This window comes from Streptococcus mitis subsp. hohhotensis (genome assembly GCF_000722775.1).
Lineage (GTDB): Bacteria > Bacillota > Bacilli > Lactobacillales > Streptococcaceae > Streptococcus > Streptococcus carlssonii.
The window spans coordinates 15,719-28,358 of record NZ_JPFZ01000015.1; the positions used below are offsets into that span (position 1 = coordinate 15,719).

Sequence of the window (12,640 nt, forward strand, 5' to 3'; positions counted from 1 at the left end):
ATTAAGATTCTTTAACTTCTAACAAACCAATTTCGCCATCCTCACGACGATAAATCACATTAGTTGTTTGATCTTCAACATCCACATAGATAAAGAAATCATGTCCCAACAAATCCATCTGTAGAATAGCTTCTTCCAAATCCATTGGTTTTAAATCAATTTGTTTTGAACGAACAACTCTAGACTGGACAACATTTGGATCTTCCACCAAAGCATCTGTAAATAATTGACTAGTTGCTACCTTGTTTTTATTTTTACGCTCGATTTTTGTTTTATTTTTACGAATCTGACGTTCAATTTTATCGGTTACAAGGTCAATTGAACCATACATATCTTGAGACACATCTTCTGCACGAAGAGTAATTGATCCAAGCGGAATCGTTACCTCCACTTTAGCCGTTTTTTCACGATACACCTTCAAGTTAACTCGAGCATCCAACTCTTGTTCAGCTTGAAAATACTTTTCGATCTTTTCGAGTTTAGAAACTACATAATCACGAATTGCTTCTGTTACTTCTAGGTTTTCACCACGGATACTATATTTAATCATATGAGTACCTTCTTTCTAAACATTTTTGTTTTTCTGATTTCATTATAACGCTTTCATTTTATTTTTGCAAATTTTTTCCTCATCTTACAAGGGAAAATGTTTTCACATCCTCAGCACCCGCTTCTTCCAGCAATCTCTTCACACGATTTATAGTTGTTCCAGTAGTATAAATATCATCTATAAGTAGGATTTTTTTAGGAATAGTGACTCCACTTTTAATAAAGAAAGGAGATTCTGTCTCCAAACGCTCTGAGCGACTTTTAGAAGAACTAGCTCGCTCTTCTCTCTTTTCTAATAAATCCAGATACGCAAAGTCTGCTGCTTCAACTAAACCTTCAACCTGATTAAATCCTCTATCAGCATATCTATCAGGACTTAGGGGAATTACAACAAATTGATACTCTTTGTACATTTTTAACTCCTCACTTAAAAATGAAGCGAACACTTTTCTTAAAAGAAAGTCTCCATCAAACTTATACCGACTGAAAAAATCCTTCATAGCTTGATTGTAAGTAAAAATCGCTCTATGACTAACCTCAACTCCTTCTTTACACCAAAATTGACAATCTTGACACTTTGTTGACAATCCTATTTTCATACAGTTTGGACAGTGCTCTTCTTCAATTCTCTCAAAAGTAGAATCACAATCTAAACAAAGACAGGAGACATCATTCCTTAGAAGTAAGAGGCTACTAAAAGTTAAAACAGTCTTTATAACCTGCCCACATAACAAACACTTCATAGACCTGCCTCCTTATTCATCTGTTGAATTTCCCTAATTGCCTTTTTGATTGAAGCATTTAACCCATCATGGAAGAAAAGCAAATCTCCTGTCGGTCTATCCATGCTTCGTCCAACTCGTCCACCAATCTGAATCAAACTAGACTTGGTAAAAAGGCGATGATTGGCCTCTACTACGAAAACGTCCACACAAGGGAAGGTAACTCCACGCTCCAATATCGTCGTACTGATAAGTATTGTCAGTTCTCCATCTCGAAAAGCTTGTACTTGCTCTAATCGATCTTCTGTTACAGAAGACACAAAACCAATTTTCTCATTTGGAAATTGCTCCTGTAAGATTTCTTTTAGCTGCTCCCCTTTCTTAATTTCTGAAGCAAAAATGAGTAAAGGATAAACTGTCTTTCTCTGCTTCTCAATATAAGACTTTAACTTTGGTGACAACCGACTTTTCTCTAAACAGTGATTAAAATCCGATAACCAGACAGGTTTAGGAATAATCAACGGATTTCCATGAAATCGTCTTGGCAAGCTCAATCGTTTTAGTTCTCCTATGCGAACCTTCCTATCTAACTCATCGGTAGAAGTCGCTGTTAAAAAGATTCTCAAGCCATTCTCCTTTACACTATTCTTGACAGCGTGGTAAAGCGTTGGATTGTCAACATAAGGAAAGGCGTCTACTTCATCCACTATCAGTAAATCAAAAGCTTGATAAAATTTTAATAACTGATGGGTCGTCGCAACAACTAGTGGTGTTCGAAAATACGGCTCTGATTCTCCGTGTAGTAAAGATATCTCGCAAGCAAAATCATCTTGCAGGCGCTTGTACAGCTCCAAACAAACATCTATGCGAGGACTGGCCAAACACACTCCACCACCCCTATTAATCACCTTAGCCACAACTTGATAAATCATTTCTGTCTTTCCAGCCCCTGTCACCGCATGAACTAAAGTTGGCTCCTGCTTGTCTACTGCTTGAATCAGTCCCTCTGACACCTTCTCTTGAAAAGGAGTTAATTGACCACGCCATTTAAGAACATCTTGCTTCGGAAAATCCTCCTGCGGAAAATAGTATAAAGCTTGGTCACTCCTGACTCGCTTCATCAGCAAGCACTCTCGACAATAATAAGTACCGATGGGCAAATACCATTCCTCTAGAATAATACTATTACAACGTTGACAGAAAAGTTTCCCCTTCTCCTTTCTCATTGCGGGAAGCTTCTCCGCCAACTGACGCTCCTCTTCTGTTAATTCATTCTCAGTAAACAAACGACCGAGATAGTTTGGATTTACTTTCATACTTCTTTATTCGTAAAAGCCTAGCACTTTAGATGATTTTTTAGTACAATTAAATCATGGAATTTAGAACAATTAAAGAGGACGGACAAGTCCAAGAAGAAATCAAAAAATCCCGCTTTATCTGTCATGCCAACCGTATTTATAGCGAAGAAGAGGCTCGTGACTTCATTACCACCATCAAAAAAGAACACTACAAAGCGACGCATAACTGCTCTGCATTTATTATTGGGGAACGTAGTGAAATTAAACGTACAAGTGATGATGGTGAGCCCAGTGGTACTGCTGGCGTTCCCATGCTAGGAGTACTAGAAAATCACAACCTCACCAATGTCTGTGTGGTAGTGACACGCTACTTTGGTGGCATTAAACTAGGCGCTGGAGGACTGATTCGTGCTTACGCCGGCAGTGTTGCCTTAGCTGTCAAAGAAATTGGCATCATTGAAATAAAGGAACAGGCGGGCATTGCTATTCAAATGTCTTACGCTCAGTACCAAGAATATAATAACTTCCTTAAAGAACATAATCTCATGGAGCTGGATACAAACTTTACAGATAAAGTCGATACGCTGATTTATGTTGATAAAGAAGAAAAAGAAACTATTAAAACTTCACTTGTGGAATTTTTTAATGGAAAAGTCACTTTAACTGATCAAGGTTTACGCGAAGTTGAAGTTCCTGTAAACTTAGTGTAAACAAAGGAGAAAAATATGGCATTTGGAAAATTCATTCAAGGACTCGCTGGTAACTTTAGCGAGCAAAACAAAGAAACTCTTATCAAAGAATATGGACAATATCTACTAGAAAATGAAGAAATTCAAAGTGGATATAAACTGATTCGCGACTCAATTATATTTACAAATATCCGTATTATCTTTACAGATAAACAAGGCGCTACTGGTCGTAAGATGTCCATTAAATCAATCTTTTTGATGAACATTATTAATGTTGAAATGGAAACTGCAGGAGCAGGTATAGATGATAGTGAAATTACTATTACTTATTTAGAAAATGTCTTTCTAAAAGCACATAATGAACATTTTAGTTCTCATAAATTTGAATTTCCTAAGAAAACGGATATCGTTCCACTTTATACATATTTACTAGAATTAGCCTACCACAATCGCTTGAAAATTAATAGCTTTGACCTATGATATAAAAAAATCCTATCACTTCGATAGGATTTCTATATTTTACAAATGGTATAGATAGCGTTATACTAAAGATATCTTATACAAAGAGGTATTCATATGTCTATTTATAACAACATTACTGAACTAATCGGTCAAACTCCGATTGTTAAACTCAACAACATTGTGCCAGAAGGTGCTGCAGATGTCTATGTAAAACTTGAAGCATTTAACCCTGGTTCTTCTGTAAAAGACCGTATTGCTCTTAGCATGATTGAAAAAGCTGAACAAGACGGTATTCTGAAACCTGGTTCTACTATTGTTGAAGCAACAAGTGGAAACACTGGTATTGGACTTTCATGGGTAGGGGCTGCTAAAGGGTATAAAGTTGTTATCGTTATGCCTGAAACTATGAGCGTGGAACGACGTAAGATTATCCAAGCCTATGGTGCTGAACTCGTCCTAACTCCTGGTAGCGAGGGAATGAAAGGTGCTATTGCTAAGGCTCAAGAAATCGCTGCTGAACGTGATGGTTTCCTTCCTCTTCAATTTGACAACCCAGCAAATCCAGAAGTACACGAAAGAACAACAGGAGCTGAAATACTAGCTGCTTTCGGTAAAGATGGACTAGATGCCTTTGTTGCTGGAGTGGGCACCGGTGGAACGATTTCTGGTGTTTCTCATGCACTCAAATCAGCAAATTCTAACATTCAAGTTTTTGCAGTAGAGGCAGACGAATCTGCTATTCTATCTGGTGAAAAACCTGGACCACACAAAATTCAAGGTATATCAGCTGGATTTATTCCTGATACACTGGATACAAAGGCTTATGATGGTATCGTTCGTGTAACGTCAGACGATGCTCTAGCACTCGGCCGTGAAATTGGTGGAAAAGAAGGTTTCCTTGTAGGGATTTCTTCAGCTGCAGCTATCTACGGAGCCATCGAGATTGCCAAAAAATTAGGTTCAGGTAAAAAAGTCCTTGCTCTAGCACCAGATAACGGTGAACGTTATCTCTCTACAGCACTCTATGAATTTGAAGTTTAGTCTCCTAAATACAATTGGCCCTTATTATAGGGCTTTTTATTTTTACCTTGAAAATAGGAAGTTCTCCCTATAAGGATCGACTGCATAGAAAAAGGAAGCAAATTTACTTCCTTTCTATAATTAGTTATTCAAGGCTGCTGCCATTGTAGCTGCAACTTCAGCTTCGAAGTCGTTTGCAGCTTTTTCGATACCTTCACCAACTTCAAAGCGAGCGAACTCAACTACTGAAGCGTTAACTGATTCAAGATATGCTTCAACTGTCTTGCTATCATCCATGATGTAAACTTGTGCAAGAAGTGTGTAAGCTTGGTCAACTTTAGTGTTGTCAAGCATGAAGCGATCCATTTTACCTGGGATAATTTTGTCCCAGATTTTTTCTGGTTTGCCTTCTGCAGCCAACTCAGCTTTGATGTCAGCTTCAGCTTGAGCAATCACTTCATCAGTCAATTGAGATTTTGATCCATACTTCAAGTGTGGAAGAGCTGGTTTGTTAACCATTGCACGGCTTTCGTTATCTTGGTCGATAACGTGGTTCAATTGTGCCAATTCATCTTTGACGAATTGCTCATCCAATTCTTTGTAAGAAAGAACTGTTGGTTTCATCGCTGCGATATGCATTGACAATTGTTTAGCAAGAGCTTCGTCTCCACCTTCAACAACTGAAATAACACCGATACGTCCACCATTGTGTTGGTAAGCTCCAAAGTGTTGTGCATCTGTTTTTTCAATCAAAGCAAAGCGACGGAATGAGATTTTTTCTCCGATAGTTGCTGTTGCAGATACGTATGCAGCTTCAAGAGTTTCACCTGAAGGCATTGTCAAAGCAAGAGCTTCTTCGTTGTTAGCAGGTTTTCCTTCTGCAATGACTTTAGCTGTAGTATTTACCAATTCAACGAATTGAGCATTTTTCGCAACGAAGTCAGTTTCAGCGTTTACTTCAATAACTGCTGCAACATTACCGTTAACGTAAACACCAGTCAAACCTTCTGCAGCAACACGGTCAGCCTTCTTAGCTGCCTTAGCCATACCTTTTTCACGAAGCAATTCAATCGCTTTTTCGATGTCACCGTCTGTTTCTACAAGCGCTTTTTTAGCGTCCATAACACCGGCACCAGATTTTTCACGCAACTCTTTTACAAGTTTAGCTGTAATTTCTGCCATTTTGATTCTCCTATATTTTTTAAAAATAGGAGAGCCGGGCTAAGCCCCGCCCTCCTAGGTAATTACTATTTATATGAATTAAGCGTTGTCGCCTTCTACAACTTCAACGATTTCTTCGATTGAATCTGCTTGAGCTTCAGAAGCTGCAAATTCTGCTTCAACTGCTGCTGCATCTTCACCTTGACGTCCTTCGATGATAGCGTCAGCCAATTTAGCTGTGATCAATTTAACAGCGCGGATAGCATCATCGTTAGCTGGGATGATTACATCGATATCATCTGGATCAGTGTTTGTGTCAACCATCGCTACAACTGGGATTCCCAATTTCTTAGCTTCTTTAACAGCGATTTGCTCTTTATGTGGGTCAACTACGTACATAACATCTGGGATACGAGGCATATCTTCGATACCACCCAAGAATTTTTCAAGACGTGCACGTTGTTTGTTAAGAAGTGCAACTTCTTTCTTAGGAAGAACTTCGAAAGTTCCATCTTCTTCCATACGTTTGATTTCTTTCAAACGAGCGATACGTTTTTGGATTGTTCCCCAGTTTGTAAGAGTCCCACCCAACCAACGGTGGTTGATGAAGTATTGACCTGAACGTACTGCTTCTTCAGCAACTGCATCAGCTGCTTGTTTCTTAGTACCAACGAACAATACAACTGCATCGTTAGCTGCTGCATCACGCATGAAGTCGTATGCTTGGTCAGCGTATTTTACTGTTTGTTGCAAGTCGATAACGTGGATTCCATTACGCTCAGTAAAGATGTACTTAGCCATCTTAGGGTTCCAGCGACGAGTTTGGTGACCAAAGTGTACACCAGCCTCAAGAAGTTGTTTCATTGAAATTACTGCCATGAGTATTTCTCCTTTTTGTTTTTTTCCTCTTCTTGACTTCAACTCGCAAAACGACCCAAGGGCAACTGCTTCACAATTCATCAAGAATGAGTATTATCGTTCACACGACAATTTTCATTTTACCATACTTTTTCAATATTTTCAAGCTATTTTGATATAATTTTTAATAGAGATTATCACAGTAAAACCTGAAAAGAGGGCTCTATTCGAGTCCCTCTGTAAATTAATCTGCATAAATATATGTTACAAAACCTGAAGACGTAGTTGTCGGATTGAACCACCCACGATGATTTCCAAGCGTGCGATTACCAGCATAATTTGATTCTGACACTTGGATACGTGTTGTTGATTCTACAGCAGTGACTACCGCTACGTGTCCATAGCCACCATCATTCCAACATGCAATCGCACCAACTTGAGGTGTTGAACCTGTACGGAAGCCTGCAGCAGCTGCACTTGTAGCCCACTGTGCTCCATTACCCCAATAGTCTCCAGCCCAAGGTGCTAATGTTTTAACTCCCCATGTACATTCTCCAATTGGATAACTTGAAGCATTTGTACTGTATGTTGGGCGTTGTTTGACTGCCACAGGAGTATATGTTGTTGATTCCGAAGAAGCTACAGCTTGAACCTGTGCTGCAAAAGTCGTATTTCCAGAAGCAACAACTGTTTGTTGTTGACTTACTTGTTTTGCCTTATAAGCTGCTTCTGCCTCTGCTGCTGCTTTTGCTTCTGCTTCTGCCTCTGCTTTTTTCTCTAGCAAACTTGCTTTTTCATCTTCTGCTGTAGCTTTTTCAGCAGCAAGATTTAATTCTGCAGCCTTCAACTCAGCTTGTTTCGTTGTTAGAGCTTGTGCATCATCAGACAACTTCTGTTGATTTGCAATAACTGTATTAATTGCGTCATTGTTTGCCACTTGCTTCTCAGAAATTGCTTTTTTATCTGCTTTCTGTTGTTCCAACATTTTGTTGTTAGCAGATACAATTTCATTCATTGCTGCAACACGTGAAATAGCTTCTGTAATTGATTTTGAGTTTACAATTGTATTAATGTAGCTAGTTGCAGCTCCATTTGTTTGAGCACTACGAGCTTGCTTTTCCAAAGAATCATTACGAGACACAATATTTTTAGAAAGTTCTGTAATCTCATTCTCAAGTTTTTTAGATTCTGCTTGTAATCTATCATTTTCAGCTTGCAAGTTAGATTGCTCAGCTTGAATAGCTGATACTTGCTCCTGAATTTGGTCAACTTGTTTTTGGGCTTCTTGTTGTTGTGCTGTTAAGTTACTAATTTTATTATCTTGAGCAGCAATTTTGTCATCAGTAGTTTCTGCATGCGCAGTTGTTAAAACAGCTACTTGAGAAACCATTACTGTACTTAATAAAAGTGACGCTAAGATTTTTTTCTTCATATTACGTAGATACTCCTTCTTTTAAAGACAATACTAGTATACCAAAAAAAGGCCTAATGAATATTACGCCTTTGTTACATTTTTGTTTCTTTCTTATAGATAATATCTTTCAAAAATAAACTGAAAAATAAGCATCCACACAAGATTTAAAATCATGGATGGGACTAGGCTATAAACGATAAAAATCGGCAGACTATCTAGAGTTAAACCTACCGCTAATGCAAAGAGATAAGCTCCCATATCAAATAGAAAACTCATAACAATCATAGCCAAGATTCTTGTCCAACGATTCAATAAAATAACACTATTCAATTTGTGAAGAAAGGCTCCCAATAAGATAAATAAGAGAGTTGCAATCCCTATTAGATGGAAAAAGTAAACATCGTAAACCAAGCCTATCACAAAACAATAGACTAGGTAGAGATACTCTGATACTTCTATCGTCTCAAATAATAGAAATAGAAAAAGAAAATGACTAGCCAAATGTACATGGGGGAAAAATGAGCCCAGAAGCTGGCTAATATGGGCGTCAATTAGAACAAAGAAAGGAAGCAATAAAAACACTCCAACCCGCTTCAACTGTCTCATCATGAATTCCCCACTAATTCTATCACATCCACATTATGAGTATCTGCACTCAATTTAACAGTTACTTCTCGTGTCAAATAGTCTGTACTATGCGTTGTGGCAACCACTTCACCAACAGGAATATCCGCAACGTTAAAGTTTCCTAATCCACCCGTTGTCACCTTATCACCTGTACTAATATCGCTATTGCTATTTAATTGACTAATTTTAAGAACTTCATTTTCCTTGTCGTAGCCAACAATAATTCCATAAATTGTGGTAGTGCCGTGTTGAATTTTAACAGAAATCTTATCAGCATTTTCCGTATTTGTCAGAAGGTTGACTATAGTAGAGTTCTCCTCTACTTTTGAAACACTCCCAATCAAGCCACCATTTGCAATAGCTAACATGTTCTCAGAAGCCCCTTTTGATTTACCTACATCTAAGGTCAATTCCTGCTTCCAAGATACCGGAGAACGCATAATAACATCTGCTGCCAAAGCCTTTGTAGCTTGCAACTTGGACTTCATACCAAGCAATTGCCGCAGTTGTTCATTTTCCGTCTTTAAACTTTCCGCCTCATTTGATTTAACTTCTAATTGGTAAATCTGTTTCTTCAAACTTTCATTTTCATTATATGTTCGTGTCAAATGTGCCAAATCTGATTTAACAGAATCAAACCACTGAAAAGGTTTTTGCACAACTCTATCAACCAATGAGATCCCATCTCCTAATTTTGTCACAATTGTACTTGAATAAGTCGTCGCTAAGAGAGCTGAGACAAGCAGAACAGTGACAAAAACAATAATGACATATTTTGATTTTTTAAAACGGTTCATATCCCTACCTTTATATCAAAAACTGTTACAGTAACTTTTTATCGATTCCTGAAATCTACTAAGATTTTAAGAAAAATAAACAACAACCAAGTACGAGAACAACAAGAATGGTCAGCGTATCCTTTCGAGTCCATTTCAATTGTGTGTATTGACTTCTGCCTTTTCCACCCTGATAACCACGCGCTTCCATGGCGATAGCCAAGGAATCTGCACGTTTTAAACTTGTCGCAAAAAGAGGAATCAAAATGGGAATCATCGCCTTTACTTTTTGAACGATGCTTCCTTCACCAAAATCCACTCCACGTGCTTTCTGCGCATTCATAATCCGCGTCGTATCATCCATCAAGGTCGGAACAAAACGTAGACTCATGGACAGCATCAATCCAATTTCATGAACTGGAACTTTCACACGCTTTAAAGGCGCTAACAAAGCTTCGACAGCTGAGGCCAAACTTAAGGGCATGGTCGTTAAGGTTAACAAAGTTGAAAAGAAAACAATTAATACAAAGCGACAAAAGATAATTCCAGCTTGTTGCAAAGCATAATCCGTAATTCTCACAAACGAAAACTCAAATAAAACATTCCCATTAGAAATGAAAAACAGTTGAAAAATAGTTGTGAAGGCAATCAAGAAAAACATAGATTTCAAGCCCTGAATAAAAAATGAAAGAGATACTCCGGACAAGGCAATAAATATCCCTGTCGCTATAAAAAGAATTAGATTCGTCAAGGGATTATTAGCCCAAAAAACGATTAAAATCAGTAGCATCATAGCCAGTAATTTGCTGCGTGGATCCAATCGGTGAACTATCGAATCCCCTGGGATATAACGCCCCAAAATCATACTATCCATTTAGCGACTCCTTGAACTCCTCTATCTTAATCGGTAATCGTTTAAATGACACGCCTCTATCAGCCAATCGTTTACAAAAGGCCGTAATTTTAGGTACTCCCAACTGCACTTCTTCCATAAAGACAACATCTTGAAAGACATCACTTGGTTTACCCCCCTTAACTAAACGTCCCTTTTCCATCACATAAACTTGATTTGCATATTCAGCAACGTCATCCATCAAATGCGTTACCAAGATAATGGTCATCCCTGACTGGTGGAGTTTTTTGAACAAATTCATCAGCTCTTTTCTTCCCAGGGGATCTAGGCCTGCTGTGGGCTCATCTAAGACTAATATGGCTGGTTCCATGGCAAGTATGCCTGCAATGGCGACACGTCTCATTTGTCCACCTGATAGCTCAAACGGACTGCGATCAAAAAGTGATTCATCAATTCCAACCAGAGCCAGTTTTTCACGCGCAATCTTCACAGCATCTTCTTCAGAAACTCCAAAATTTTGTGGTCCAAAAGCAACATCTTTCAAAACCGTTTCTTCAAAAATCTGATTTTCAGCAAACTGAAATACTAAGCCAACCTGTTTTCTAATTTGACGAATATCTTTATTTTTAGAAGTCGAGGTGATTAAGGTATCAAAAACTCGCACACTCCCTTGACTTGGCACCAATAAACCATTTAATAGTTGTAAAATAGTTGATTTACCACTACCTGTATGCCCAATTAAAGCCGTATAAGAACCATCTTCAATCGTCAAAGAAACATCCGTCAAAGCTGTTGAAGCTAAGGGAGTACCTTCTTGATATGTAAAACTCACATTTTCTAGAGCAATTCCCATAGCTTATCCTCTAGCTCACTTTCTGTCAAATAATTTTCAGGCAAATCATAGCCATTCTGGCTCAAAGAATGTTTTAATTGATTGGCAAAAGGATTGTCTAATCCAATTTGATCTAAATCATTTCGAGAGAAAAGAGCTCTTGGACTACTAGTTGATTCAATTGACCCTTTTTTCATGACCAATACACGATCACTCATGGCAACTTCTTCCAAATCATGTGTAATGGAAATGACGGTCATATCATAGTCTTTTCGAATTCCTTTTACTGTATCAATCAGTTCTCTACGCCCCTCAGGATCCAACATACTCGTTGCTTCATCTAAGATTAAAATAGCTGGTCTTAGGGCTACAACACCTGCAATGGCCACACGTTGCTTTTGGCCACCTGATAGACGCGCTGGCTCTCTCTTTTTAAAGTCCAACATGCCAACCAAATCCAGAGCTTCCTCCACTCTCTTTTTCATTTCTTGACGAGAAAGTCCCTGATTTTCCAAACCAAAAGCAACATCATCTTCAACAGTCGCTCCAACGAATTGATTATCTGGATTTTGAAAAACCATACCGATTTGACGACGTATATTCCAAACATTTTCCTCAGTCAGCCGTTGACCATCAATTACAATCTCTCCGGATTCTGCTTCCAGTAAGCCATCAATTAAACGAACCGTCGTTGATTTACCACTACCATTATGCCCTACAATCGAAAGCCATTCCCCACGTTTCACGTGAAACGTAATATCCTTCACATCATAGTATTCTTGACTTTCCTTATAACGAAAAAAAGATTTTTTACATCAATTACTGATTTCATTTCGAACCAAATGTCCCTTTAAATACATAGGCACTACTCTTGAAATAGTCATAGCCAGAGTAGATAGTGAAAAACAAGGCTACATAAAGTAGAACTTGACCAAGCAAAGTCCAATGTAATAGCAAGAAAATAATCGCAAACATCTGACTAAAAGTTTTAATTTTTCCAGGCATTGCCGCTGCTAAAACCGTTCCACCAGTTTCAACCAATAAAAGCCTTAAACCTGTCACAGCCAACTCACGACAGATAATCACTGCAACAATCCAAGCCGGAGCCATACCTAACTCAATCAGCATAATAAAAGCCGACATAACTAGTAACTTATCCGCCATAGGATCTGCAAATTTACCAAAATTACTGACCACATTCCATTTACGAGCTAAATATCCATCTAAATAGTCGGTAATACTGGCAACAGCAAAGATAATAGCTGCCACTATATGACTCTCTATCGAATTTCCTATCGTTAAAATAAAGATAAAAATAGGTATAAAGAGAATTCGACCTATTGTTAAGAGATTGGGAATTTGTTCTTTTTTCATTCGTT

The 12,640-nt window shown here is 38.2% G+C and carries 14 protein-coding genes and 1 pseudogene; 3 read left to right on the forward strand and 12 right to left on the reverse strand.

What is annotated here, in order from left to right; translation table 11 throughout:
- Window position 1: 1 nt before the first annotated feature.
- From hpf to SK608_RS10100, 3 genes are all read right to left on the reverse strand, one after another.
- Window positions 2-550, reverse strand: coding sequence for a ribosome hibernation-promoting factor, HPF/YfiA family (gene hpf / locus SK608_RS10090; RefSeq protein WP_000599100.1), 549 nt, complete (start codon window positions 548-550; stop codon window positions 2-4).
- Between the two features lie 79 nt (window positions 551-629).
- The gene (locus SK608_RS10095; protein ID WP_033678763.1) at window positions 630-1,292 is read right to left on the reverse strand and encodes a ComF family protein; all 663 of its coding nucleotides are present in this window, start codon (window positions 1,290-1,292) and stop codon (window positions 630-632) included.
- Window positions 1,289-2,587: an ATP-dependent helicase ComFA gene (locus SK608_RS10100; protein WP_033678765.1), complete on the reverse strand. Its 1,299-nt coding sequence runs from the start codon at window positions 2,585-2,587 to the stop codon at window positions 1,289-1,291. Before SK608_RS10100 ends, SK608_RS10095 begins: the two co-directional genes overlap by 4 nt.
- Before the next feature lie 56 nt (window positions 2,588-2,643).
- On the opposite strand from SK608_RS10100, the gene SK608_RS10105 reads away from it, so the two are divergent.
- The 3 genes from SK608_RS10105 to cysK all read left to right on the forward strand — a co-directional run bounded on the left by SK608_RS10105 (window position 2,644) and on the right by cysK (window position 4,761).
- The gene (locus SK608_RS10105; RefSeq protein WP_033678767.1) at window positions 2,644-3,279 is read left to right on the forward strand and encodes a YigZ family protein; all 636 of its coding nucleotides are present in this window, start codon (window positions 2,644-2,646) and stop codon (window positions 3,277-3,279) included.
- A gap of 15 nt (window positions 3,280-3,294) precedes the next feature.
- Window positions 3,295-3,738, forward strand: coding sequence for a PH domain-containing protein (locus SK608_RS10110; RefSeq protein ID WP_033678769.1), 444 nt, complete (start codon window positions 3,295-3,297; stop codon window positions 3,736-3,738).
- Window positions 3,739-3,834: 96 nt separating this feature from the next.
- Window positions 3,835-4,761, forward strand: a complete 927-nt coding sequence (gene cysK / locus SK608_RS10115; protein WP_033678771.1) for a cysteine synthase A — start codon at window positions 3,835-3,837, stop codon at window positions 4,759-4,761.
- A 120-nt stretch (window positions 4,762-4,881) separates the two neighbouring features.
- On the opposite strand, the gene tsf is transcribed toward cysK, so the two are convergent.
- The 9 genes and pseudogenes from tsf to pgsA form a co-directional block, all read right to left on the reverse strand.
- Entirely contained in the window at window positions 4,882-5,922 is a 1,041-nt protein-coding gene (gene tsf, locus SK608_RS10120; protein WP_000808071.1) for a translation elongation factor Ts, read from the reverse strand.
- A gap of 78 nt (window positions 5,923-6,000) precedes the next feature.
- Complete coding sequence (rpsB, locus tag SK608_RS10125) at window positions 6,001-6,780, reverse strand: 30S ribosomal protein S2 (protein WP_000268459.1); 780 nt, start codon at window positions 6,778-6,780, stop codon at window positions 6,001-6,003.
- A 223-nt stretch (window positions 6,781-7,003) separates the two neighbouring features.
- On the reverse strand, window positions 7,004-8,191 hold the full coding sequence (gene pcsB / locus SK608_RS10130) for a peptidoglycan hydrolase PcsB (RefSeq protein WP_033678773.1): 1,188 nt from the start codon (window positions 8,189-8,191) through the stop codon (window positions 7,004-7,006).
- A gap of 93 nt (window positions 8,192-8,284) precedes the next feature.
- On the reverse strand, window positions 8,285-8,779 hold the full coding sequence (gene mreD, locus SK608_RS10135) for a rod shape-determining protein MreD (protein ID WP_033678815.1): 495 nt from the start codon (window positions 8,777-8,779) through the stop codon (window positions 8,285-8,287).
- Window positions 8,779-9,597 carry a rod shape-determining protein MreC gene (gene mreC, locus SK608_RS10140; protein ID WP_033678775.1) on the reverse strand — a complete coding sequence of 273 codons (819 nt, stop codon included), beginning with the start codon at window positions 9,595-9,597 and terminating at the stop codon, window positions 8,779-8,781. Before mreC ends, mreD begins: the two co-directional genes overlap by 1 nt.
- Window positions 9,598-9,655: 58 nt before the next feature.
- Entirely contained in the window at window positions 9,656-10,450 is a 795-nt protein-coding gene (locus SK608_RS10145) for an energy-coupling factor transporter transmembrane component T family protein (RefSeq protein ID WP_033678777.1), read from the reverse strand.
- Window positions 10,443-11,282, reverse strand: coding sequence for an energy-coupling factor transporter ATPase (locus tag SK608_RS10150; RefSeq protein WP_033678779.1), 840 nt, complete (start codon window positions 11,280-11,282; stop codon window positions 10,443-10,445). Before SK608_RS10150 ends, SK608_RS10145 begins: the two co-directional genes overlap by 8 nt.
- Window positions 11,267-12,093 (reverse strand): annotated as a pseudogene (locus SK608_RS10155) (energy-coupling factor ABC transporter ATP-binding protein). The gene SK608_RS10150 and the pseudogene SK608_RS10155 overlap by 16 nt, the downstream one beginning before the upstream one ends.
- Window positions 12,090-12,635 (reverse strand): CDP-diacylglycerol--glycerol-3-phosphate 3-phosphatidyltransferase, encoded by a 546-nt coding sequence (pgsA, locus tag SK608_RS10160; RefSeq protein ID WP_033678781.1) that lies wholly within the window; start codon window positions 12,633-12,635, stop codon window positions 12,090-12,092. Before pgsA ends, SK608_RS10155 begins: the two are co-directional and overlap by 4 nt.
- Window positions 12,636-12,640 lie beyond the last annotated feature (5 nt).

What these genes read in the sequence shown, in the direction of transcription:
- cysK (WP_033678771.1), top strand. Translation starts at nt 3,835, where the DNA reads ATGTCTATTTATAACAACATTACTGAACTAATCGGTCAAACTCCGATT.
- hpf (WP_000599100.1), bottom strand. Translation starts at nt 550, where the DNA reads ATGATTAAATATAGTATCCGTGGTGAAAACCTAGAAGTAACAGAAGCA.
- SK608_RS10150 (WP_033678779.1), bottom strand. Translation starts at nt 11,282, where the DNA reads ATGGGAATTGCTCTAGAAAATGTGAGTTTTACATATCAAGAAGGTACT.
- SK608_RS10100 (WP_033678765.1), bottom strand. Translation starts at nt 2,587, where the DNA reads ATGAAAGTAAATCCAAACTATCTCGGTCGTTTGTTTACTGAGAATGAA.
- pgsA (WP_033678781.1), bottom strand. Translation starts at nt 12,635, where the DNA reads ATGAAAAAAGAACAAATTCCCAATCTCTTAACAATAGGTCGAATTCTC.
- rpsB (WP_000268459.1), bottom strand. Translation starts at nt 6,780, where the DNA reads ATGGCAGTAATTTCAATGAAACAACTTCTTGAGGCTGGTGTACACTTT.
- mreD (WP_033678815.1), bottom strand. Translation starts at nt 8,779, where the DNA reads ATGAGACAGTTGAAGCGGGTTGGAGTGTTTTTATTGCTTCCTTTCTTT.
- mreC (WP_033678775.1), bottom strand. Translation starts at nt 9,597, where the DNA reads ATGAACCGTTTTAAAAAATCAAAATATGTCATTATTGTTTTTGTCACT.
- SK608_RS10145 (WP_033678777.1), bottom strand. Translation starts at nt 10,450, where the DNA reads ATGGATAGTATGATTTTGGGGCGTTATATCCCAGGGGATTCGATAGTT.
- pcsB (WP_033678773.1), bottom strand. Translation starts at nt 8,191, where the DNA reads ATGAAGAAAAAAATCTTAGCGTCACTTTTATTAAGTACAGTAATGGTT.
- tsf (WP_000808071.1), bottom strand. Translation starts at nt 5,922, where the DNA reads ATGGCAGAAATTACAGCTAAACTTGTAAAAGAGTTGCGTGAAAAATCT.
- SK608_RS10110 (WP_033678769.1), top strand. Translation starts at nt 3,295, where the DNA reads ATGGCATTTGGAAAATTCATTCAAGGACTCGCTGGTAACTTTAGCGAG.
- SK608_RS10105 (WP_033678767.1), top strand. Translation starts at nt 2,644, where the DNA reads ATGGAATTTAGAACAATTAAAGAGGACGGACAAGTCCAAGAAGAAATC.
- SK608_RS10095 (WP_033678763.1), bottom strand. Translation starts at nt 1,292, where the DNA reads ATGAAGTGTTTGTTATGTGGGCAGGTTATAAAGACTGTTTTAACTTTT.